Origin of the sequence: Pseudomonas sp. W4I3 (genome assembly GCF_030816195.1) — a bacterium.
Classification (GTDB): domain Bacteria; phylum Pseudomonadota; class Gammaproteobacteria; order Pseudomonadales; family Pseudomonadaceae; genus Aquipseudomonas.
In genome coordinates this window covers 226,912-248,147 of record NZ_JAUSXS010000001.1, presented here as the reverse complement: position 1 = coordinate 248,147, position 21,236 = coordinate 226,912, and the positions used below count along the sequence as shown (strand labels likewise).

At 62.5% G+C, this 21,236-nt stretch carries 19 protein-coding genes; 8 read left to right on the top strand and 11 right to left on the bottom strand.

Annotated features, from left to right (window positions below; all coding sequences use genetic code 11):
- Window positions 1-187 precede the first annotated feature (187 nt).
- Genes QF045_RS01135 through QF045_RS01125 form a run of 3 tightly spaced genes read right to left on the bottom strand, consistent with a single transcriptional unit; the run spans window position 188 to window position 2,339 of the window.
- Window positions 188-775 carry a YggT family protein gene (locus QF045_RS01135; RefSeq protein ID WP_057723513.1) on the bottom strand — a complete coding sequence of 196 codons (588 nt, stop codon included), beginning with the start codon at window positions 773-775 and terminating at the stop codon, window positions 188-190.
- Between the two features lie 25 nt (window positions 776-800).
- Complete coding sequence (gene proC / locus QF045_RS01130; protein WP_306490730.1) at window positions 801-1,619, bottom strand: pyrroline-5-carboxylate reductase; 819 nt, start codon at window positions 1,617-1,619, stop codon at window positions 801-803.
- Window positions 1,620-1,652: 33 nt separating this feature from the next.
- A complete protein-coding gene (locus tag QF045_RS01125; RefSeq protein WP_306490729.1) occupies window positions 1,653-2,339 on the bottom strand; it encodes a YggS family pyridoxal phosphate-dependent enzyme in 687 nt (228 codons plus the stop codon).
- A 57-nt stretch (window positions 2,340-2,396) separates the two neighbouring features.
- Here QF045_RS01125 and QF045_RS01120 point away from each other — a divergent pair, with 57 nt between their 5' ends.
- Window positions 2,397-3,431 (top strand): type IV pilus twitching motility protein PilT, encoded by a 1,035-nt coding sequence (locus QF045_RS01120; RefSeq protein ID WP_306490728.1) that lies wholly within the window; start codon window positions 2,397-2,399, stop codon window positions 3,429-3,431.
- Window positions 3,432-3,570: 139 nt separating this feature from the next.
- Here QF045_RS01120 and QF045_RS01115 read toward each other — a convergent pair whose 3' ends face one another.
- A complete protein-coding gene (locus tag QF045_RS01115; RefSeq protein ID WP_306490727.1) occupies window positions 3,571-4,209 on the bottom strand; it encodes a C40 family peptidase in 639 nt (212 codons plus the stop codon).
- Between the two features lie 249 nt (window positions 4,210-4,458).
- Between QF045_RS01115 and QF045_RS01110 the strand changes: the two genes are divergently transcribed.
- Window positions 4,459-4,887, top strand: coding sequence for a TM2 domain-containing protein (locus QF045_RS01110; protein WP_306490726.1), 429 nt, complete (start codon window positions 4,459-4,461; stop codon window positions 4,885-4,887).
- A gap of 133 nt (window positions 4,888-5,020) precedes the next feature.
- Here the strand turns inward: QF045_RS01110 and QF045_RS01105 are convergent, their stop codons facing one another.
- The 7 genes from QF045_RS01105 to gshB all read right to left on the bottom strand — a co-directional run bounded on the left by QF045_RS01105 (window position 5,021) and on the right by gshB (window position 11,101).
- Entirely contained in the window at window positions 5,021-6,292 is a 1,272-nt protein-coding gene (locus tag QF045_RS01105; RefSeq protein WP_306490725.1) for a dihydroorotase, read from the bottom strand.
- A complete protein-coding gene (locus QF045_RS01100) occupies window positions 6,289-7,293 on the bottom strand; it encodes an aspartate carbamoyltransferase catalytic subunit (protein ID WP_306490724.1) in 1,005 nt (334 codons plus the stop codon). Before QF045_RS01100 ends, QF045_RS01105 begins: the two co-directional genes overlap by 4 nt.
- A gap of 24 nt (window positions 7,294-7,317) precedes the next feature.
- The gene (gene pyrR, locus QF045_RS01095; protein WP_306490723.1) at window positions 7,318-7,824 is read right to left on the bottom strand and encodes a bifunctional pyr operon transcriptional regulator/uracil phosphoribosyltransferase PyrR; all 507 of its coding nucleotides are present in this window, start codon (window positions 7,822-7,824) and stop codon (window positions 7,318-7,320) included.
- Window positions 7,825-7,956: 132 nt separating this feature from the next.
- Window positions 7,957-8,394: a Holliday junction resolvase RuvX gene (ruvX, locus tag QF045_RS01090; protein WP_003213744.1), complete on the bottom strand. Its 438-nt coding sequence runs from the start codon at window positions 8,392-8,394 to the stop codon at window positions 7,957-7,959.
- The gene (locus QF045_RS01085; protein WP_306490722.1) at window positions 8,394-8,963 is read right to left on the bottom strand and encodes a YqgE/AlgH family protein; all 570 of its coding nucleotides are present in this window, start codon (window positions 8,961-8,963) and stop codon (window positions 8,394-8,396) included. The genes ruvX and QF045_RS01085 overlap by 1 nt, the downstream gene beginning before the upstream one ends.
- A 151-nt stretch (window positions 8,964-9,114) precedes the next feature.
- Window positions 9,115-10,020 carry an energy transducer TonB gene (locus tag QF045_RS01080; protein ID WP_306490721.1) on the bottom strand — a complete coding sequence of 302 codons (906 nt, stop codon included), beginning with the start codon at window positions 10,018-10,020 and terminating at the stop codon, window positions 9,115-9,117.
- Window positions 10,021-10,129: 109 nt separating this feature from the next.
- Window positions 10,130-11,101 carry a glutathione synthase gene (gene gshB, locus QF045_RS01075; RefSeq protein WP_306490720.1) on the bottom strand — a complete coding sequence of 324 codons (972 nt, stop codon included), beginning with the start codon at window positions 11,099-11,101 and terminating at the stop codon, window positions 10,130-10,132.
- Between the two features lie 239 nt (window positions 11,102-11,340).
- Between gshB and pilG the strand changes: the two genes are divergently transcribed.
- From pilG to QF045_RS01045, 6 genes are all read left to right on the top strand, one after another.
- Complete coding sequence (gene pilG / locus QF045_RS01070) at window positions 11,341-11,748, top strand: twitching motility response regulator PilG (protein ID WP_124388588.1); 408 nt, start codon at window positions 11,341-11,343, stop codon at window positions 11,746-11,748.
- A gap of 45 nt (window positions 11,749-11,793) precedes the next feature.
- Window positions 11,794-12,159: a twitching motility response regulator PilH gene (gene pilH, locus QF045_RS01065; RefSeq protein ID WP_014720320.1), complete on the top strand. Its 366-nt coding sequence runs from the start codon at window positions 11,794-11,796 to the stop codon at window positions 12,157-12,159.
- 12 nt (window positions 12,160-12,171) lie between these two features.
- On the top strand, window positions 12,172-12,696 hold the full coding sequence (locus tag QF045_RS01060; protein WP_306490719.1) for a chemotaxis protein CheW: 525 nt from the start codon (window positions 12,172-12,174) through the stop codon (window positions 12,694-12,696).
- Window positions 12,693-14,744, top strand: coding sequence for a methyl-accepting chemotaxis protein (locus QF045_RS01055; RefSeq protein ID WP_306490718.1), 2,052 nt, complete (start codon window positions 12,693-12,695; stop codon window positions 14,742-14,744). The genes QF045_RS01060 and QF045_RS01055 overlap by 4 nt, the downstream gene beginning before the upstream one ends.
- A 169-nt stretch (window positions 14,745-14,913) precedes the next feature.
- Complete coding sequence (locus tag QF045_RS01050; protein WP_306490717.1) at window positions 14,914-20,733, top strand: Hpt domain-containing protein; 5,820 nt, start codon at window positions 14,914-14,916, stop codon at window positions 20,731-20,733.
- The gene (locus QF045_RS01045; protein WP_124388584.1) at window positions 20,726-21,181 is read left to right on the top strand and encodes a chemotaxis protein CheW; all 456 of its coding nucleotides are present in this window, start codon (window positions 20,726-20,728) and stop codon (window positions 21,179-21,181) included. Before QF045_RS01050 ends, QF045_RS01045 begins: the two co-directional genes overlap by 8 nt.
- Window positions 21,182-21,236 lie beyond the last annotated feature (55 nt).

Sequence of the window (21,236 nt, the reverse complement as noted above, 5' to 3'; positions counted from 1 at the left end):
TTTAAATGAGGCGTAAGTCTAAAGAGCGCGAACCCCAGCGGCAAGCAAAGGCCTGCACCCGTACACAGATACAAAATGTGGGAGGGGGCTTGCTCCCGATGACAGCGTGTCAGTCGACCTCTATTTGACTGATCCACCGCAATCGGGGGCAAGCCCCCTCCCACATTGTCTAGCGTGTTTGAGCTATTCAGATCAGGCCGAACAGCTCTTTGGGCATGAACGCATAGAACGCCAGGCGCGGGATCACCCAGCTCTGGATCAGTTGGATCGCGATAAACGCGAAGATCGGCGAAATATCCAGGCCGCCCAGGTTGGGAATCAGGCGACGGAACGGCGCCAGCACCGGTTCAGTGATCTGGTAGACCAGCTCGGCGCCCGGGCTGCGGCTGCCGGGTGCGACCCACGACAGGATCACGCTGATGATCATCGACCAGAAAATGATCTTCAAAAACAGCGAGAAAATGCCGATCAGCGCCCACGGCAACAGCAGCACCGTGAAGGCTTGGTAGCCGTTGAGCATCAGGATCACTACAAACAGCAGGATCTGCAGCAGCAGTGCCAGCACCAGCGACGACATGTCCAGCCCAAACAGGCTCGGGATCACCCGACGCAGCGGCTTGAGCAGCGGTTGGGTGGCCTTGACCACGAACTGGCACAGTGGGTTGTAGAAGTTCGCCCGCACCAGTTGCAGGATAAAGCGCATCAGCACGATCAGCAGGTACAGGCTGCCCAGGGTCTGGATGATGAAAACGGCAGCGTCATTGATTCCGAGCATGTTTGATTACCTTGGTAAGGGACGACTATTTACCCAGTTGTTCGGCCATCTCGGCCGAACGATGTGCCGCAGCACCCAGTGCTTTTTCCACCAGGGCTTCGAAGCCGCCGGCCTGGAACGATTCGATGGCCGCTTGCGTGGTGCCGCCCGGAGACGTCACGCGACGGCGCAGCTCGGCCGCGTCCACATCGCTGGACACCGCCATTTTCGCGGCGCCCAAGGCGGTTTGTTCGGCCAGTTGCTCGGCAACGTCGGCAGGCAGGCCCAGTTTCACGCCGGCAGCGGTCATGGCTTCGATCAACAGGAAAAAGTACGCCGGGCCGCTGCCGGACACGGCGGTGACCGCGTCCAGTTGCTGCTCCTGCTCCAGCCACAGGGCGATGCCCACGGCGGATAACAATTGCTGAGCCTGCTCACGCTGTGCGGCGCTGACTTCGGCGGTGGCGTACAAACCGCTCACGCCCTGGCGCAGCAAGGACGGGGTATTGGGCATGCAGCGCACGATCGGCTGGGCGCCGAGCCAGTTGGTCATGCTGGCGCAGGTAATGCCGGCGGCGATCGACACCACCAGTTGATGGGCCTGCAGGCTCGGGCGCAGGCTCTCGCACACCGCCTTCATGGCCTGGGGCTTGACCGCAAGTACGATCACGTCGACGCCCTGGATGGCCTCGGCGTTGTCGGCAAAAGTCTCGATGCCGTGTTCGGCGCTGACGCGGGCGCGGGTTTCGGCGCCCGGGTCGCTGGCGCGGATCTGCGTGGCTTCCAGGCCCTTGGCCCGCAGGCCGCCGATCAGGCTGGCCGCCATGTTACCGGCGCCGATAAAGGCAATACGCGTGTCTTTCATGACAGGTCCTTAGCTAAATGAACGTCAGCCATTTCACGGCTGGCTGTAGTCGCGGGCACCAAACAGTGCGGTACCGATCCGCACCCAAGTGGCGCCTTGAGCGATGGCCGACTCGAGATCGTGGCTCATGCCCATGGAAAGTGTGTCCAGTGGCAGGTTCAGGCTGGCTTGCAGCTCACGCACAGTGGCGAACGCCGCATCCTGCGCCGCGCGGTCTTCAGTGGGCTCGGGGATCGCCATCAAACCGCGCAGCTTCAGGCGCGGCAGGGCGCTGATGGCGTTGGCCAGGGCCGGCAGGTCGGCGGGTGTGCAGCCGGACTTGCTGGCTTCGCCACTGACGTTGACCTGGATGCAGATATTCAATGCAGGCAGGTCGGCAGGGCGTTGTTCGGACAGGCGTTGTGCGATTTTCAGGCGGTCCACGGAATGCACCCAAGCGAAGTTCTCGGCGATGGCGCGAGTCTTGTTCGATTGAATGGGGCCGATGAAGTGCCAACTCAAGGGCAGGTCGGTTAATTCGGCCTGTTTGCCCAGGGCTTCCTGCAGGTAGTTTTCGCCAAAGTCATGCAAGCCGGCGGCAAACGCTTCGCGCACGGCGTGCGCCGGTTTGGTCTTGCTCACGGCCAGCAGGTGGATGCCGCTTGCGTCACGCTGCACGGCGTCGGCGGCGGCGCGGATGCGCTGGCTAACCAGGCCGATGTTGTCTGCTATCGTCGACATTCAAGTTGCGCCCGTGGATATGGAGTCCGCGGCATTCTACTGGAAATGGAAAGCCCTATGGATATCACTGAATTACTGACCGCCAGCGTGCAACGTGGCGCCTCCGACCTGCATCTGTCGGCCGGCCTGGCACCGATGCTGCGCATCGATGGCGAGGTCTGGCCGCTGGAAAGCCCGGTACTGGTCGGGTCCCAGGTTGCGGATTTATTGAGCCCTTTGCTCAACCAATACCAACAAAAGGATTTCGAAACATCTCTTGAAACGGATTTCGCCTTCGAGCTGCCCGGCGTCGCACGCTTTCGCGCCAATGTGTTCCAGCAGGAGCGGGGTGTGGGGGCGGTGTTTCGCACGATTCCCAAGGAAGTTCAGAGCCTGGAAAGCCTCGGCCTGGGCGAGGTGTTCCAGCGTATCGCGCAGTTGCCGCGTGGCCTGGTGCTGGTGACGGGCCCCACCGGCTCCGGCAAATCCACCACGTTGGCGGCGATGATCGATTATCTGAATTGCCATCGTCGCCAGCACATCCTCACGCTGGAAGACCCGATTGAATTTATCCACCGGCCGAAACTGGCGTTGATCAACCAGCGCCAGGTGCATCGTGATACCCACAGCTTCTCGGTGGCCCTGCGCTCGGCATTACGCGAAGACCCGGATGTGATTCTGGTGGGTGAACTGCGTGACCTGGAAACCATTCGCCTGGCGCTGACGGCCGCTGAGACCGGGCATCTGGTATTTGGCACCTTGCACACCACCTCGGCGGCAAAGACGGTAGACAGGCTGGTGGACGTGTTCCCGGCGGTGGAAAAGTCCATGGTCCGCTCGATGCTGGCGGAGTCCCTGCAGGCGGTGGTCTCCCAGGTGTTGGTGAAGAAGACCAGCGGCGGACGCGTAGCGGCTCACGAAATCATGCTGGCGACGCCGGCCATTCGCAATCTGATCCGCGAAGACAAGGTGGCGCAGATGGTCTCGGCCATCCAGACCGGTGGGGCGTTGGGCATGAAGACGCTGGATATGAGCTTGAAGGCGCTGGTCGGGGAGGGTGTGGTCAGTCGAGAGGATGCCCGCGAAAAGGCGAGGGTGCCTACGGACATCTAGATCGCCGGGGCAACACAAAACAAATGTGGGAGGGGGCTTGCCCCCGATAGCGGTGGATCAGCCAACGAATCCGGTGACTGACACGCTGCCATCGGGGGCAAGCCCCCTCCCACATTGTTTAACTGTATTCAGCTGAAGCTCAGCGCTGCACGATCCGCAGGTTATTGTTCTGCTCTTTTGGCAGCACCCGCTTGGCGATCACATAGTTCTTGTCCCAGAACGGTTTTTTCAACGTGTCGATGCTCACCGACTTGCCGCGCCGCGGCGCGTGGATAAAGCGGTCGTTGCCCAGGTAAATGGCAACGTGGTTGACCTGGCGGCTCTTGAGCTTGAAGAACAGCAAGTCGCCTGGCTTGAGGTCTTTGCGATCAACTTTCAAGCCGTGGCCGGCCGCCATGGCGTTGGACGTGCGTGGCAAATCCACTGCCTTGACGTCGTTGAAAGCATATTTCACCAAGCCGCTGCAGTCGAACCCTTTACTTGGGCTGCTGCCGCCCCAACGATAAGGAGTACCGAGCACGTTGACGGCGCGGCTGAGGACGTTGCTGCTTTGCTTGGTATTGACGGCCAGCTGGGTGGAAAGCGTTTTACCGTGGGCCTTGCTCAGTTGAGTCGGGCGGCTGACGGTCGGCTTTACCGATTTTGCGGTGCTGGGCGTGCTATGAACTTTAGGGGTGAAACCGTTAACGTTTGGAAGACGTTGCTCACGATTGGTGGCGTGGGCGGCCAGTGGCATTAATAGGCAAATGGTTAGCCATGTCTTGAAAAATGGTCGCATTAGGCGTGGCTCTTATGGGTTTGCGCGCAACTTTATAACAGGTTTTTGTGACGTTCCCAGGCCGTTTGTCGACTGAACCTTGGGGTCAAATTCAGGAAAAACGCGACGATTCGTCGCAATTGTCCTACACAAGCCAGGCGGTATAAGGCTTTGAGGCGAGGAAGATAGCATTTACCGTGCGTCGGGCGCCCGTAAAAAAGTCACAAAAAAAATGAACAAATTTATCTATCGAGTGAAAAGAGGTATTCCATGAACACCTATCAACAGGTTGGTTCGCAGCAAGACACCCACAGCAAGGTGATCGGTTACCTGCTGTGGATTTTCGGTTTTACCGGAGCCCATCGCTTCTATTACGGCAAGCCGGTCACCGGAACAATCTGGTTTTTCACCTTTGGCCTGCTGGGTATTGGCTGGCTGATCGACCTGTTCCTGATCCCGGCCATGGACCGCGAAGCCGACCTGCGTTTTACCGCCGGGCCCATCGAATACAACGTGGCCTGGATCCTGTTGGCATTTTTGGGCGTGTTCGGTGTGCACCGGATGTACCAGGGCAAATGGATCACCGGCCTGATCTACCTGCTGACCGGTGGCTTGTTCCTGATTGGTGTGCTGTATGACTTCTGGACGTTGAACACCCAGATTTCGATCCGCAATGCCGAGCGTAATGCTGGACGCTGATCTTTAAGTCTGCTGAAGACCAAAATGTGGCAGGGGGCTTTCTCCCGATAGCGATGGATCAGTCAGTTTATCTGTAGCTGACCCACCGCAATCGGGAGCAAGCCCCCTCCCACATTTTTTCACCGTGCGCGCTTCAAGCCTGGTAGCTGATCCGCCCATCCATCAGCGTGTAGCGCACCGTGGCCGGCAGGCTGTGGCCGATGAACGGGCAGTTCTCGCCCTTGGACAGCCAATGCTCCCCGGCCACCGTTGAACTGGCCGGGTCAAACAGCACCAGGTCCGCCGCCGAACCTACCGCCAACTTACCCGCCGGCAGGCGCAGTGCCTCGGCTGGGCCGGTGCTCAGGCGTGCCAACAGCGTCGGCAGGTCCAGCAAGCCATCTTCCACCAATGTCATCGCCAGCGGCAGCAGCAGTTCGACGCTGCTGATGCCTGGCTCGGTGGCACCGAACGGCGCCAGCTTGGCATCGCGCTCGTGGGGCTGGTGGTGGCTGGAAATCGCCGAGACCACGCCCGACTTCACCGCTGCACGTAAACCTTCGCGATCGGCCAGGGTGCGCAGTGGTGGCTGCACGTGGTACAGGCTGGAGAAGTCGATCAGCGCCTCATCGGTCAGGATCAACTGATACAGCGCCACGTCCGCCGTCACCGGCAAACCGCGGGCCTGGGCCTGAGCGATCAGGGCGACGCCGCGGGCGCTGGTCAGCTGGCTGAAATGCGCGCGTACGCCGCTTTGCTCCACCAGCAACAGGTCACGGGCCAGGGCCACGGTTTCCGCGGTTTCCGGGATGCCCGGCAAGCCGAGGAAGCTGGCCACTGCGCCTTCATGGGCCAGGCCACCTTCAGCCAGGTCGCGGTCCTGGGAATGAAAGATCACCGTCAGGTCGAAGGTGGCCGCGTATTCCAGGGCGCGGCACAAGGTACGGGTGCTGCGAAAGCTTTCCAGGCCGTTACTGAACGCTACGCAACCGGCATCGCGCAAGGCGATCAGTTCAGCCAGTTGCTCGCCGTCCAGGCCTTTGCTCAGCGCGCCGACCGGGAACACCTTGCAGTTACCCGCTTCACGGGCGCGGTCGAGGATCAACTCGGTGACCGCCGAGGTGTCCAGGATCGGCTTGGTGTTCGGCGGGCAGCACAGGCTGGTCACGCCGCCGGCGGCGGCGGCGCGGGTTTCGCTGGTGATGTTGCCCTTGCGGCTGTAGCCCGGCTCGCGCAGGGCGACGTTGAGGTCCACCAGCCCAGGCGCGGCGATCAGGCCTTTGGCGTCGATACTCTCAACGGCGCTGAAGCCTGCGGGCGCGGCGCCAATGGCGATGATCTTGCCGGCGTCCAGGTGAAGGTCGGTAACGTGATCCAGGCCGCTGGCCGGATCGATGACTCGGGCGCCGAGAATGCTGAGCTTCACTGGGCGTTCTCCTGCTCGAATTGACGTTGGGCGGTTTGCCCGCTCATGGCCATGGACAGCACGGCCATGCGGATGGCGATGCCGTAGGTCACCTGGTTGAGAATCACCGACTGCGGACCGTCGGCCACCGCCGACTCGATTTCCACCCCGCGGTTGATCGGGCCGGGGTGCATCACGATGGCATCCGGCTTGGCACCGGCCAGGCGTGCAGTGGTCAGGCCGAACAGGCGGTAGAACTCGCCCTCGCTCGGCAGCAGGCCACCGGCCATGCGCTCGCGTTGCAGGCGCAGCATGATCACCACGTCGACACCCTTGAGGCCTTCGGCCATGTCGGTGTAGACCTTCACCCCGTACTGCTCGATACCGATGGGCAGCAGGGTTTTCGGTGCGATCACGCGAATGTCCGGGCAGCCGAGGGTCTTGAGGGCCAGCATGTTCGAGCGCGCGACCCGCGAGTGCAGGATGTCGCCAACGATGGCCACCGAGAGGTTTTCAAAGCTGCCCTTGTGCCGACGGATGGTGAGCATGTCGAGCATGCCCTGGGTCGGGTGGGCGTGGCGGCCATCGCCGCCGTTGATGATCGCCACATTCGGGCAAACGTGTTCGGCGATGAAGTGCGCGGCACCGGAGTCGCCGTGGCGTACCACGAACATGTCGGCGGCCATGGCCTCCAGGTTGCGCAGGGTGTCGAGCAGGGTCTCGCCTTTGCTGGCCGACGAGGTGGACACGTTCAGCGTGATCACGTCGGCGGACAGTCGCTGAGCCGCCAGTTCAAAGGTGGTGCGGGTGCGCGTGGAGTTCTCGAAGAACACGTTGCAGATGGTCTTGCCGCGCAGCAGCGGGACTTTCTTCACTGCCCGGCCGCCGACTTCGAGGAACGAGTCGGCGGTGTCGAGAATTTCGGTGAGCAGTTCGCGGGGCAAACCATCGAGGGACAGAAAGTGTTGCAACTGGCCCTGAGCATTGAGCTGCAGCGGGCGCTTGGCATCTAGAGGCGTCATCGCGGGGACTCTTTACAAGGCGGTTTAAAGGGCAAGGTCTTGCAGTTCGAGTTCGAGCGGCGTGGGACCGGACAATTTTACCCGCTGGTGGGCTTGCAAAGACAGTGTTGCACCGACGACATCCGGGCTGATCGGCAATTCGCCAGCATCCAGGTCGAGCAGGCACACCAGGGTAATACTGGCCGGGCGGCCGTAGTCGAACAGCTCATTCATGGCCGCGCGGATGGTGCGCCCGCTCATCAGTACGTCGTCGATCAGCACCAGGTGCTGGCCTTCGATCTCGAACGGCAGCTCCGAGGGACGCACTTGCGGATGCAGGCCGTTCTGGCTGAAATCGTCACGGTAGAAGGACACATCCAGCGTGCCCAGGAGCGTATCGCTGCCCAGCTCTTGCAGCAGTGCCTGGGCGACCCACACACCGCCGGTGCGGATGCCGATAAAGCGCGGTTCGCGGATGCCACGGTGTTCCAGGTGCGCCTTGAGGCGGGTCGCCATCTGGCTGATCAGTTCGGCGGGATTGGGCAAGCTCATGGTGGCTCCTTATTAAGTGTGTAGGAGCGAGCTTGCTCGCGAAAAACTCATGGGCACCGCGTTCATCCAGCCTTCACGCGGTATCGTTAACGTTCTTCGCGGGCAAGCCCGCTCCCACAGGATCGCGGCGGGTCAGGATTCAAATAAAGCGGTGTTTTCATCCAGCCAGCCCTGTAACAACAGGGCGGCGGCGATGGCGTCCACGGGGTTGTCGCGGTAGCTGCCTTTCTGGCCGCCACGGTCACGGCGCTCACCCTTGGCTTCAAAGGTGGTCAGGCGCTCATCGTGGGTATAGAAGGGCAGGTTGTAGCGGCCATTGAGGCGGCGCGCGAACTTTTCCGCGCGCAGGCACATCTCGCTGGGTGTGCCGTCCATGTTCAGGGGCAGGCCGACCACGACTGCATCGGGCTTCCACTCCTTGATCAGCGCTTCTACCTGATTCCAGTCTGGCACGCCGTTCTGGGCCTTCAGTGTGCACAGCTCGCGGGCCTGGCCGGTAATCACCTGGCCTACCGCCACGCCGATCTGCTTGGTGCCGTAGTCAAACCCCAGGATCAGACGCAAGGCCATCAGGCGTGCCCCGCCTGGCTGGTCAACAGGCTGAGGTTGACCCGCAGCTTGGCGGCGGCGGCCTCCAGGCGCAGTTCACTGGCGGTGTTGAACAGGATGTCGGCGTCGAACGGGCATGTCAGCCAGGCATTGCTGGCCAGTTCGGCCTCCAGTTGCCCGGCTTCCCAACCGGCATAGCCCAGGGTGATCACACTTTGCTCGGGGCCGACGCCGTCGGCAATCGCGAACAACACGTCCTGGGACGTGGACAGTGAGACACCTTCAAGGTCGACCGTGGCCTGGAATTTCGGCCCGCTGGGGTGCAACACGAAACCGCGCTCGGTCTGCACCGGCCCGCCGATGTAGATCGGTACGCCCTGGCAGCTGGCGGGAGGATCGATTTCCGGGCGCAGTTGCTCAAGGATATCGGCCAGGCTCAGCTCCTGCGGGCGGTTCACCACCAGCCCCATGGCACCATTGGCTGTGTGCTCGACGATATAGGTCAAGGTCTGCGCAAAGTTCGGGTCGGCCATATGGGGCATGGCGATCAGGAAGTGGTGCTTGAGGTAGGTCGGGCTGACATTTTTCATGCCCACTAGTGTGGCGTTGGAGGGGCGAACTGACAAGTGTAGGAGCGAGCTTGCTCGCGAAGATCGTCAACGATTATGCGCTCGTTCTGAATGGACGCGTTGGTCTTGAATTTTTCGCGGGCAAGCTCGCTCCTACAGGAGGCGAGGCGATTCAGTTACTGGAAAGCCGATCACCCCTGGCAAATTTCCAGGTGCGGATGATTTCCAGGCGGTCCACGTCGTTCAAATCGCCGGTAAACGGCGCAAAGGGCGCGGCCAGGCGCACGATGCGCTGCGCGGCCTGGTCCAGCAATGGCTGGCCGGACGACTCCAATACCTGCACTTCATAGAGCGAACCGTCGCGGTTGATCGACACCAGCAAGCGCAAATTGCCGTAGATCTGCTGGCGACGTGCCTCCTCCGGATAGTTGAGGTTGCCGATGCGCTCGACTTTCTTGCGCCACTCATCCTTATACCAAGCGCCTTTGTCGCGCATGGTGGAGGCGGCGTTCAAGCGGTAGATGCGCGGCCGTTTGGCGTAGAGCTGTTGCTCGTGGGCCAGTTCGGCTTCCAGGCTGGAAATTTCGTCGGAGAGCGTCGAGCTGTCGAACGTTGGCGCCGGTTTGACGGGCTCGGGTGTGGGTTCGGTCTTGGTCTTTTCGCGCTGGGTCGGGGCTTTTTGCGGTTTGGGCGCAACCGTGGTCACGGCAGCCTTGGGCGTGGCCTGTTTGACTTGCGGCTTGGGTGCCGGCGGCGGGGTGACTTTGTTGACCTTGTTGTCCTGGAACGGCGCCACTTCGGTGGTCTTGGGCACGGCCTTCTTGTCGAGGGTGCCGCTGCCTTGCTGGTTTTCCTGGGCAAGAAAGTCGGCCTTCTCGGGCTTTTTATCGCTCTTGAAGGTGGCCAGCGTGATTTCCAGGGTTTTGGTGATTTGCTTGGGTTCGACCATGGTAAAGCCCAGGCCGAGGATCAGTGCCAGGTGAATCAGTGCCGCCAGAAACAGGGTAAATCCGAGCCGATCAGCCGGGCGCACGCCGCTATGGGAGAGTTCGGGGGGCAGTTCGGACGGCAGAGGCATAAAAACCAACATCACGTGTATCGGGGTTCGGCATGATAGCGCAATGTTGGTTTTTAGCTTCAAGCTACAAGTTACAAGCTGCAAGCTGCAGGCTTAAACGCGGTTTGCCTTAAGCTTGCGGCTTGTAGCTTGCCACTTGCAGCTTTTCGGCAATCACAGCCATCAACATTTCCCCGATATTGGTGCCGAAAGCATTATCAATTTCGCGAATACAGGTCGGGCTGGTGACGTTGATTTCGGTGAGGTTCTCGCCAATTACGTCAAGTCCTACGAACAGCAGGCCTTTTTCGCGAAGGGTCGGGCCGACTTGAGCAGCGATCCAGCGGTCCTTGTCCGACAGCGGCCGCGCCTCGCCACGACCACCGGCCGCCAGGTTGCCACGGGTCTCGCCGGCCGCCGGAATACGCGCCAGGCAATAATCCACCGGCTCGCCGTCGATCATCAGGATGCGTTTGTCGCCGTCCTTGATTGCCGGCAGGTAGGCCTGGCCCATGATCTGCTGGGTGCCCAGGGCAGTCAGGGTTTCCAGGATCACCGACAGGTTGGGGTCACCGGCGCGATGACGGAAGATCGAGGTGCCGCCCATGCCGTCCAGCGGCTTGAGGATCACATCACCGTGTTTGGCGGCGAATTCACGCAGCACGTCGGCACGGCGGCTGACCACGGTCGGCGGCGTGCACTGCGGGAACAGCGTGGCGAACAGCTTTTCGTTGCAGTCGCGCAGGCTTTGCGGCTTGTTGACGATCAACACGCCGGCGCGTTCGGCCTGCTCCAGCAGGTAGGTGGAATACACGAATTCCATGTCGAACGGCGGGTCCTTGCGCATCAGGATCACGTCCAGATCGCTCAGGGGGCTGTCGATTTCATCCTGCAGTTCGAACCACTTTTCAGGGTTGGCGAATACCTGCAGCGGGCGCATCCGCGCACGGGCCTCGCCGTCGCCCTGGTAAAGGTCGCGCTGCTCCATGTAGAACAGGGTCCAACCGCGGGCCTGAGCGGCCAGGAGCATGGCCAGCGAGCTGTCCTTTTTATAGGAAATGCTGGCGATAGGGTCCATGACAATGCCGACGCGAACGCTCATGGGGGATTTCCTCTAGCAAATTAGGACGCATAAAAGTGGCGTCAGAGTGGCGCTGCGGCTGTTGTGGGTCAAGGAAAAACCACCAGGCGGGCGCCTCGATAGATTGCGCCCGGAGACTGTGCTAAAAAGACTGCCACGGCGCAGCAGCCCTTGAATTCCAAGGCTTGCAGCGCTCATCCTGTGAGACATCAGGCAGTACACACCGAAAACCGATTCGCTGTGGCGATGGTAGAGCAACTATGGAACAGCATTCCAACGCCTTGAGAGTGATGGTGATCGACGACTCGAAAACGATCCGCCGCACCGCCGAGACGCTGTTGAAGAACATGGGGTGCGAGGTCATCACGGCCATCGACGGTTTCGATGCCCTGGCCCGAATCGTGGACCATCACCCGCACATTATCTTTGTCGACATCATGATGCCGCGCCTGGATGGCTACCAGACCTGCGCCCTGGTGAAGAACAACCCGGCGTTCAAGTCGATCCCGGTGATCATGCTGTCTTCCAAGGACGGCCTGTTCGACAAGGCCAAGGGGCGTATCGTGGGTGTCGATCAGTTTTTGACCAAGCCTTTCAGCAAGGAAGAACTGCTGAGTGCGATCAAGGCCTATGTGCCTGCCTTCGCCGCAGTAGAACAAGCACACTGACGCCGCCCCCGAGGGCCGGCGCCGACCAATGTAGCGGGGAAAACCATGGCACGTGTTCTGATCGTCGACGATTCGCCGACCGAAATGTACAAACTGACCGGCATGCTGGAAAAGCACGGTCACCAGGTGTTGAAAGCCGAAAATGGCGCGGACGGCGTGGCCCTGGCCCGCCAGGAAAAACCCGACGCCGTACTGATGGACATCGTGATGCCGGGCCTCAACGGCTTTCAGGCCACGCGCCAGTTGTCCAAGGAGCCGGAAACCAACGGCATCCCGATCATCATCATCACCACCAAGGATCAGGAGACCGACAAGATCTGGGGCGCACGCCAGGGTGCCAAGGACTACCTGACCAAGCCGGTCGATGAAGAAACCCTGATCGCCACGCTGAACAAGGTGCTGGCCGGCTGACGGCACGCCATCATGACCGAGTCGCAAACCGCCTTTGAGCTGCTGCTGGACATCGATCGCCGCTGCCGCCTGCTGGCCGCCGACCTGCCGTCCCAGGAAACCCGCCTGCAACGCTGGAGCGGGATTGGCTTTCGCCTGGGGCAGCACTGGTATGTGGCGCCCATGGGCGAAGTCGCCGAGGTGTTGCATGAGCCGCGCTGCACCCTGATGCCTGGAGTCAAACCCTGGGTCAAAGGCGTGGCCAACCTGCGCGGGCGCTTGCTGCCGGTGTTGGACCTGGGCGGGTTTCTTGGTCAGCAATTGTCCAAGGCGCGCAAGCAACGGCGAGTGCTGGTGGTGGAATTCAACGACCTGTTTGTCGGGTTGCTGGTGGACGAGGTGGTGGGCATGCAACATTTTGCACTGGACGCGTGGGTGGCGAGTGCCACCAGCGGCGCGCCGTTTATCCAAGGCCAGTTCGATGGCGACCCGCAATGGCAGGTCTTCAGCCCCTTCGCCCTGGCCCAGGCCCCAGGCTTCATGGATGTCGCCGCATGACCACCGTGACCACGCCCAAACCCCAGGCCGCCTCGCGCAGCCGTTCGCAGATCATCGTGCTGTTTATTGCACTGATCGTGTTCATCATGCTGCTGTTCGCCAACTTCGCCTACCTCAACACCCAGTCCACCTACGACAAACAGTACATCGGCCACGCCGGCGAGCTGCGGGTGCTGTCCCAGCGCATCGCCAAGAACGCCACCGAAGCCGCCGCCGGCAAGGCCGCCGCGTTCAAACTGTTGGGCGAGGCGCGCAATGACTTTGCGCAGCGTTGGGGCTACCTGAAAAAAGGCGACCCGCAAACCGGCCTGCCTGCCGCGCCCACTGCCGTGCGCGCTGAGATGCGTGCGGTGCAGACCGACTGGGAAGCCCTGCTGAAAAACACCGACGCCATTCTGGCCAGCGAACAGACCGTGCTGTCGTTGCACCAAGTGGCCGCCACCCTGGCCGAAACCGTGCCGCAGTTGCAGATAGAGTCGGAAAAAGTCGTCGACATTCTGCTCCAGCGCGGCGCCCCCGCGAGCCAGGTGGCACTGGCCCAGCGCCAGTCATTGCTGGCCGAGCGCATCCTCGGCGCGGTCAACACCGTGCTTGCCGGCGATGAAACCGCCGTGCAGGCCGCCGATGCCTTTGGTCGCGACGCCAATCGCTTTGGCGTGGTGCTCAATGGCATGCTCAATGGCAACCCAGGCCTGCGCATCACCCAGGTTGAAGACCCCGACGCCCGTGCGCGGTTGGGCGAAATTGCCGAACTGTTCGAATTCGTCTCGGGTTCCGTGGATGAAATTCTCGAAACCTCGCCGCAGTTGTTCCAGGTACGCGCTTCGGCGAGCCGTATTTTCAACCTGTCGCAAACCCTGCTCGATGAAGCCTCGCACCTGGCCACCGGTTTCGAGAACCTGGCCGGCGGGCGCAGCCTGGATACCCTCGGCGGCTACGTGCTGGGGTTGCTGGCGCTGGCCTCGATCATCCTGATCGGCCTGGTGATGGTGCGTGAGACCAACCGCCAACTGCACGAAACCGCTGAAAAGAATGAGCGCAATCAGAACGCGATCATGCGCCTGCTGGACGAAATCGAAGACTTGGCCGACGGCGACCTCACCGTCACGGCCTCGGTCACCGAAGATTTCACCGGCACCATCGCCGATTCGATCAACTATTCGGTGGACCAACTGCGCGACCTGGTGGCCACCATCAACCTCACCGCCGGCCAAGTCGCCGGCGCGGTGCAGGACACCCAGGCCACCGCCATGCACCTGGCCCAGGCCTCGGAGCATCAGGCCCAGCAGATCGCCGAAGCCTCCACCGCAATCAACCAGATGGCCCAGTCCATCGACCAGGTCTCGGCCAATGCCGCCGAGTCCTCGGCGGTGGCGGAACGCTCGGTGGAGATTGCTAACAAGGGCAACGAGGTGGTGCACAACACCATCCATGGCATGGACAACATTCGCGAACAGATACAGGACACTGCCAAGCGCATCAAGCGCCTGGGTGAGTCCTCCCAGGAGATCGGCGACATTGTTAGCCTGATCGACGATATCGCCGACCAGACCAACATCCTCGCCCTGAACGCCGCGATTCAGGCGAGCATGGCCGGGGATGCCGGGCGAGGGTTCGCGGTGGTGGCCGATGAAGTGCAACGGCTGGCCGAACGCTCGTCGGCCGCCACTCGGCAGATCGAAACCCTGGTGCGGGCAATCCAGGCCGACACCAACGAAGCCGTGATTTCCATGGAACAGACCACCACCGAAGTGGTGCGCGGCGCGCGACTGGCCCAGGACGCCGGGGTGGCGCTGGAAGAGATTGAAGGCGTATCGAAAACCCTCGCCGCGTTGATCCAGAGCATCTCCAACGCGGCGCAGCAGCAAACCTCGTCGGCGGGGCAGATTTCGCTGACCATGAATGTGATTCAGCAGATCACTACGCAGACCTCGTCCGGTTCCACGGCGACCGCCGAGAGCATTGGTAACCTGGCGAAGATGGCGAGCCAGTTGCGCAGGTCGGTGTCGGGTTTTACCTTGCCAGCCGCCAAGCAGACAGATGACTGAAATGCGGTCCAAATGTGGGAGGGGGCTTGCTCCCGATGGCGGTGCATCAGTCACTTGATCCATCGGCTGAACCACCGCCATCGGGAGCAAGCCCCCTCCCACAGTTAATCTCCATTGGTTTTGAGATAACTGCATCACCAGCAACCCATGAATTCTAAGCGGAGCAGTTATGGTTGACCGGCACGACTACGTGGCCCTCGAATGGGTCAAGGGCGACATTGCCGAAACCCTGCAACAGGCCCGTTCGGCGCTGGATGCGTACGTCGACACCCATGACGCCGACGCCATCAACGAGTGTCTGACGGCTATCCACCAAGTGCACGGCGCGCTGCAGATGGTCGAGTTCTATGGCGCGGCCCTGCTGGCTGAAGAGATCGAAGCCCTGGCGCTGGCATTGCAGGCCGGGCACGTCAGCCAGCGCGACGAAAGCATCCGCCTGCTGCAACAGGCCCTCGGCCAATTGCCGCTGTACCTGGATCGCGTACACAGTGCCCGCCGCGACCTGCCGCTGGTGGTGTTGCCGCTGCTCAACGACCTGCGCAGCGCCCGCGGTGAAAGCCTGCTGTCGGAGACCAGCCTGTTCAGTCCGCAACTGTTGACGATCATGCCGCTGCCCGCGGAGGCGCTGGCCCAACGTACTGCGCCGGACCTGCACGAGCAACTGCGCCAGTGGCACTCGCTGCTGCAACAGGCCTTGGCCGGTTTGCTGCGCGAGGACCACGGCCCCAGCAATCTGGAAGACATGGCGCGGGTCTTCGCACGCCTGGAAGCGCTGTGCCAGGGCGCGCCGCTGTTGCCGTTGTGGCAGGTCACTTCGGCGCTGGTCGAAGGCATGCTCACCGGGGTGATCGCCAACAGCCCGGCACTGCGCAGCCTGCTCAAGGCCAGTGGCAAGCAGCTCAAGCGCCTGCTGGCCCAGGGCATCGACGGGATCAACCAGCCGGCGCCGGATGAGCTGCTAAAAAGCCTGCTGTTCTACGTCGCCAAAGTCACCCGCCCGACGCCGCGCATGCAAAGTCTTAAGGAGCGCTACGGCCTGGACGAGGCGCTGCCCGACAGCGCCGTGGTCGATGCCGAACGTGCACGCCTGGCCGGGCCGGACCGCAACGCCATGGGCTCGGTGCTCGGCGCCTTGTGCGAAGAGTTGGTACGGGTCAAGGAACGCCTTGACCTGTTCGTGCGCAGCGACCGTCAGCACACCCAGGACCTTGACCCGCTACTGGCGCCGCTGCGCCAGATCGCCGACACCCTGGCGGTGCTCGGTTTCGGCCAGCCGCGCAAAGTGATCATCGACCAGCTCGCGGTGGTCCTGAGCCTGGTCCAGGGGCAGCGCGAACCGAGCGATGCCGTATTGATGGACGTCGCCGGGGCATTGCTCTACGTCGAAGCGACGTTGGCCGGCATGGTCGGTACGGTGGAACCGGAGCGCCGCGAAGAAAGCCGTCTGCCAACCACCGACCTGACCCAGATCCACCAGTTGGTGATCCGCGAATCCTGCCAGTGCCTGCGCCAGGCCAAAGAATTGGTGATCGATTGCATCGAGGCCGATTGGGACCGTCAGCGCCTGGAGTCCCTGCCTGAGCTGTTGAGCCAGGTGCGCGGCGCCCTGGCGATGATTCCACTGCCCCGCGCGGCGAGCCTGATGCGCGGTTGCACCGATTACGTCGATGAACAGCTGATGGTCAACGATACGGCGCCCAGCCAAGTGCAGCTGGAGCATTTCGCCGAGGTGATCAGCAGCCTGGAGTACTACCTGGAACGCATGCTCCAGGACCCCGATGCCGCAGGGGAAAAGGTGCTGGAGCTGGCCACCCAGGGCCTGAGCGCGCTGGGCTACCTGCCGGTGGAGAAGCCCTGGCGTCAGGCATTGGTTGCACCCGACGGTGCGCTGTCCGGCGACACCGCGCCCAGCCAATCCCAATTCGATGCGCTGGCCAGCCCCACTTCGCGCCTCAACCCTCCGGCCCTGCAACGCCCGGGTAGCCTGCTGCCGCCCCCGCCTGATGAAGAGCCGGTTGACGATGAGTTGCGCGAAGTCTTCCTCGAGGAAACCGATGAAGTGCTCGAGGTGCTGCACCGTTACCTGCCCGATAGCACGGAAAAAACCGCCCAGAGCGAAATGCGCCGCGCCTTCCATACCTTGAAAGGCAGCGGCCGTATGGTGCGCGCCCTGGTAGTGGCCGAGCTGGCCTGGGCCGTGGAGAACCTGCTGAACCGCGTGCTGGAGCGCAGCGTCGCCATGGGCCCCGAGGTGCAGCAGGTGCTGGATGAAGCGGTGGCGGTGTTGCCGGAAGTGATCGCCGACTTTGCCACCAACGACCAGCGTCAGCGCGATGAGGTCGACGCCCTCGCGGCCCGCGCCCACGCGTTGGCCAGCGGCGTCCGGGCAGCGGTTGGCGAACCGCACGACCCGATGTTGCTGGAGATCTTTCGCAACGAAGCCCAGAGCCACCTGGACAGCCTCAACCATTTCCTGCAACAAGCCGCCGAACACATGCCACTGCAGGTCAGCGATGAACTGCAGCGCGCCCTGCACACCCTCAAGGGCAGCGCCTACATGGCCGGCGTGTTGCCGATTGCCGAGCTGGCGCGGCCGCTCGACCACCTGACCCGCGAATACAAGGCTCACCGCCTGCCGCTGGACCTGGATGAAGTTGAGCTGTTGCTCGAAGCCGAAGGCCTGTTCCAACAAGGGCTGCGGGATCTGGACAGCGATCCCCTCGCGCCGATCCAGGGCGCGGCGGGTTTGATCAAACGCACCCAAAGCCTGTTGGACCAACAGCTCCAGGCCCTGCTCAACGCCCCCGGCACCGGCCTGCGCATCAAGCGCGATCCGCGATTGATCAGCAACTTCCTCGCCCAGGGCATGGACATCCTGCTCGACGCCGAAAGTTTGCTGCGCCGCTGGCAGCAACACCCCGGCGAGCGCCAGGAACTGACCGCGCTGCTGGACGAACTGACCACCCTGGGCGAGGGCGCGCACCTTGCCGACCTGTATCCCATCGATGAATTATGCGAAGCGTTGCTCGACCTCTACGGCGCGGTGGAAGAGAGCAGCCTGGCGGTCAGCGAGCGGTTTTTCCACGAGGCCGAGCAGGCCCATGAAGCGCTGATCAATATGCTCGACCAACTGGCGGCCGGGCAGGAAATCAGCCCGGCACCGACACGGGTACAGGCCCTGCGCGAGTTGCTGGATGATGCCCTTGATCCGTCCGCCACTGGCCTGATCAAAAGTGACGGAAGCCGCGCCCTGAGTATCGCCGAGCTGGGTGCTGCGACCGAGCAACTGAGCCAGCAAACGGAGATTGACGATGAGATCGTCGACATCTTTCTTGAAGAAGCCGTGGATATCCTCGACAGCGCCGGGCAGTCCCTCAAGCGCTGGCTGCTGGAGCCCGACGGCATGGCGCCGTTGTCCTCCTTGCAGCGGGATTTGCACACCCTCAAAGGGGGGGCGCGCATGGCCGAAATCGACGCAGTGGGCGATCTGGCCCAGGAGCTGGAATGCGTCTACGAGGGGCTGGTAGATCGCCGCTACAGCTACTCCACCCAATTGTCCCAGGCACTGATGGCCAGCCATGAGCGCTTGGCCTTGCACCTGGAGGAACTGCACCGGCATCAGCCCTTGAGCGACAGCAGCGAGCTGGTCGCCACACTGCGCGAGCTGCGCCACAGCAGCCCTTCGGCGGCCCCGGTTGCGACGCCCAAAGCCTCGAGCGCCGACCCCGAACTGCTGGATATTTTCCTTGAGGAAGCCGCCGACATTCTCGACAGCTCAGGCAGCGCGTTGCTGCGCTGGCAAGCCGAGCCCGGCAACCGCCAGGAAGTGGAAAACCTGCTGCGGGACCTGCACACCCTCAAGGGCGGCGCACGCATGGTCGAGATCGGCCCGATTGGCGACCTGGCCCACGAGCTGGAGTTTCTCTACGAGGGCCTGTCTGCGGGTCAGCTCGCGCCGTCGCCCGAACTGTTCGCGCTGCTGCAAGGCTGCCACGACCGACTGGCGCAGATGATCGATGCGGTGGCGGACGGCTTGCCGGTAGGCTCGGTGGACAAGCTGATCGAACGCATCAAAAGCCTGGTGCACCCCAGCGACGAGCCGGCAGTACCGGTGGTGTTGCCGGTGGGCAAGGCGGAAGCGGCGGTCGATCCGGCCGCCGACATGGTGAAGATCTCCGCCGAACTGCTCGATGACCTGGTCAACCTGGCCGGCGAAACCTCGATCTTCCGTGGGCGTATCGAGCAGCAGGTCAACGATGCAAGCACGGCGCTCACGGAAGTGGAAACCACCATCGAGCGCATGCGCGACCAACTGCGCCGCCTCGACACTGAAACCCAGAGCCGTCTGTTCAGCCGCCAACAGGCCGAGGCCGAGCGCTTGGGCTACGAGGAATTCGACCCGCTGGAAATGGATCGCCATTCGCAGCTGCAGCAATTGTCCCGCGCACTGTCCGAATCGGCCTCCGATCTACTCGACCTCAAGGAAACCCTCGAGCGCCGCAACCAGGACGCCCATGACCTGTTGCAGCAACAGGCGCGCATCAACACCCAGCTGCAGGAAGGCCTGATGCGCACGCGCATGGTGCCGTTCGAGCGCATGCTGCCGCGCCTCAAGCGCATCGTGCGCCAGGTGGCCGGCGAGCTGGGCAAGGACGTGGAATTCGTGGTCGGCAACGCCGAGGGCGAGATGGACCGCAACGTGCTGGAGCGTATGGCGGCGCCGCTGGAACACATGCTGCGCAACGCCGTCGACCATGGACTGGAGTCCCGCGAGGTGCGCCTGCAGGCGGGCAAGCCGGAGAAGGGACGCATCACCCTGGACCTGACCCACGAAGGCGGCGATATCGTCTTCGACATGCGCGACGACGGCGCCGGTGTGCCCCTCGAAGCCGTACGCCGCAAGGCGATCAAACGCGGCCTGCTCGCCCCCAATCAGGAGATCAGCGACCGCGACGTGCTGCAGTTCATCCTGCAACCGGGTTTTTCCACTGCGGAAAAGATCACCCAGATTTCCGGACGCGGGGTGGGCATGGACGTGGTGCACGAAGAAGTGCGCCAGCTTGGCGGTTCGATGGTGATCGACTCGATCCCGGGCGAGGGTGTGCATTTCCGGATTCGCCTGCCGTTCACCGTGTCGGTCAATCGCGCCCTGATGGTGCAGTGCGCGGACGATCAGTATGCGATTCCGCTTAACACCATCGAAGGCCTAGTGCGTGTGCTGCCTCATGAGTTGGCGGGGCATTACCAGCAAGATCCGCCACGCTACGAATATGCCGGGCAACAGTACGAGCTGTTTTACCTCGGCGACCTGCTGCACACCGTCAGCCGCCCCAAACTGCTCGGCCAATACCAGCCGGTGCCGGTGTTGCTGGTGCAGTGCAACGAGCGGCATGTGGCGGTGCACGTGGACGCCATGGCCGGGACACGCGAAATCGTGGTCAAGGGCCTGGGGCCGCAGTTTGCCGGTGTGCAAGGCTTGTCCGGTGCGACCATCCTGGGCGACGGCCGCGTGGTGCTGATCATCGACCTGCTGGCCCATATCCGCGCGCGACAACCGATGTTGCCGGCGCAGTCGGTGGATGCGCCACTGATCCTCAACGACCCACTGAAAAAGCGCCCGCTGCTGGTGCTGGTGGTGGACGACTCGGTCACCGTGCGCAAAGTCACCAGCCGTCTGCTGGAGCGCAACGGCATGAACGTGCTGACCGCCAAGGACGGCGTCGACGCCCTGGCCGTGCTCGAAGAACATACCCCGGACCTGATGCTGCTCGACATTGAGATGCCGCGCATGGACGGCTTCGAAGTGGCGATCCAGGTGCGCAACGACCCGCGCCTGATGCGCCTGCCGATCATTATGATCACCTCGCGCACCGGCCAGAAACACCGCGACCGCGCCATGGCCATCGGCGTCAATGACTACCTGGGCAAGCCGTACCAGGAGTCGGTGCTGCTGGAAAGCATCGCTTATTGGAGCAAGTCCCATGCTTGACCACCGCGCAAGCCAACTCACCGGGCTGCTGCTGCCGTTGGCTGACCGCCACTTGATACTGCCCAATGTCGCGGTGGCCGAGTTGATCGACTTCCAGCGCGGCGAACCGGCCAGCGATGCGCCGCCGTGGTACCTGCGGCAAGTCACCTGGAGGGACCGGCAGATACCCTTGATCAGCTTCGAAGCCGTGTGCGGCGAAGCCAGCGTAACCGGCGAACGCTCACGCATCGTGGTGCTCAACGCACTGGGCGGGCGGCCGACGTTGAAGTTCATTGCGCTGGTGATCCAGGGAATTCCGCGCTCGTACAAGCTGGACAGTGAATTGAGCTACGTGGACGTGCCGCTGTGCCCGCTGGAGCTGGCGGCGGTGCAGGTGGGTGAGCATGTGGCGAAGGTGCCGGATTTGATGGGGCTTGAAGCCTTGCTGGCCGAGTCCGGCCTGGCCTGAGCCCTACGAAGATCCACTGTGGGAGGGGGCTTACCCCGATGGCGGTGTGCCAGAC

Bases quoted from the DNA above. Each gene is read 5' to 3' on its own strand.
- QF045_RS01135 (WP_057723513.1), bottom strand. From the start codon at position 775: ATGCTCGGAATCAATGACGCTGCCGTTTTCATCATCCAGACCCTGGGC.
- proC (WP_306490730.1), bottom strand. From the start codon at position 1,619: ATGAAAGACACGCGTATTGCCTTTATCGGCGCCGGTAACATGGCGGCC.
- QF045_RS01125 (WP_306490729.1), bottom strand. From the start codon at position 2,339: ATGTCGACGATAGCAGACAACATCGGCCTGGTTAGCCAGCGCATCCGC.
- QF045_RS01120 (WP_306490728.1), top strand. From the start codon at position 2,397: ATGGATATCACTGAATTACTGACCGCCAGCGTGCAACGTGGCGCCTCC.
- QF045_RS01115 (WP_306490727.1), bottom strand. From the start codon at position 4,209: ATGCGACCATTTTTCAAGACATGGCTAACCATTTGCCTATTAATGCCA.
- QF045_RS01110 (WP_306490726.1), top strand. From the start codon at position 4,459: ATGAACACCTATCAACAGGTTGGTTCGCAGCAAGACACCCACAGCAAG.
- QF045_RS01100 (WP_306490724.1), bottom strand. From the start codon at position 7,293: ATGACGCCTCTAGATGCCAAGCGCCCGCTGCAGCTCAATGCTCAGGGC.
- pyrR (WP_306490723.1), bottom strand. From the start codon at position 7,824: ATGAGCTTGCCCAATCCCGCCGAACTGATCAGCCAGATGGCGACCCGC.
- ruvX (WP_003213744.1), bottom strand. From the start codon at position 8,394: ATGGCCTTGCGTCTGATCCTGGGGTTTGACTACGGCACCAAGCAGATC.
- QF045_RS01085 (WP_306490722.1), bottom strand. From the start codon at position 8,963: ATGAAAAATGTCAGCCCGACCTACCTCAAGCACCACTTCCTGATCGCC.
- QF045_RS01080 (WP_306490721.1), bottom strand. From the start codon at position 10,020: ATGCCTCTGCCGTCCGAACTGCCCCCCGAACTCTCCCATAGCGGCGTG.
- gshB (WP_306490720.1), bottom strand. From the start codon at position 11,101: ATGAGCGTTCGCGTCGGCATTGTCATGGACCCTATCGCCAGCATTTCC.
- pilG (WP_124388588.1), top strand. From the start codon at position 11,341: ATGGAACAGCATTCCAACGCCTTGAGAGTGATGGTGATCGACGACTCG.
- pilH (WP_014720320.1), top strand. From the start codon at position 11,794: ATGGCACGTGTTCTGATCGTCGACGATTCGCCGACCGAAATGTACAAA.
- QF045_RS01060 (WP_306490719.1), top strand. From the start codon at position 12,172: ATGACCGAGTCGCAAACCGCCTTTGAGCTGCTGCTGGACATCGATCGC.
- QF045_RS01055 (WP_306490718.1), top strand. From the start codon at position 12,693: ATGACCACCGTGACCACGCCCAAACCCCAGGCCGCCTCGCGCAGCCGT.
- QF045_RS01050 (WP_306490717.1), top strand. From the start codon at position 14,914: ATGGTTGACCGGCACGACTACGTGGCCCTCGAATGGGTCAAGGGCGAC.
- QF045_RS01045 (WP_124388584.1), top strand. From the start codon at position 20,726: ATGCTTGACCACCGCGCAAGCCAACTCACCGGGCTGCTGCTGCCGTTG.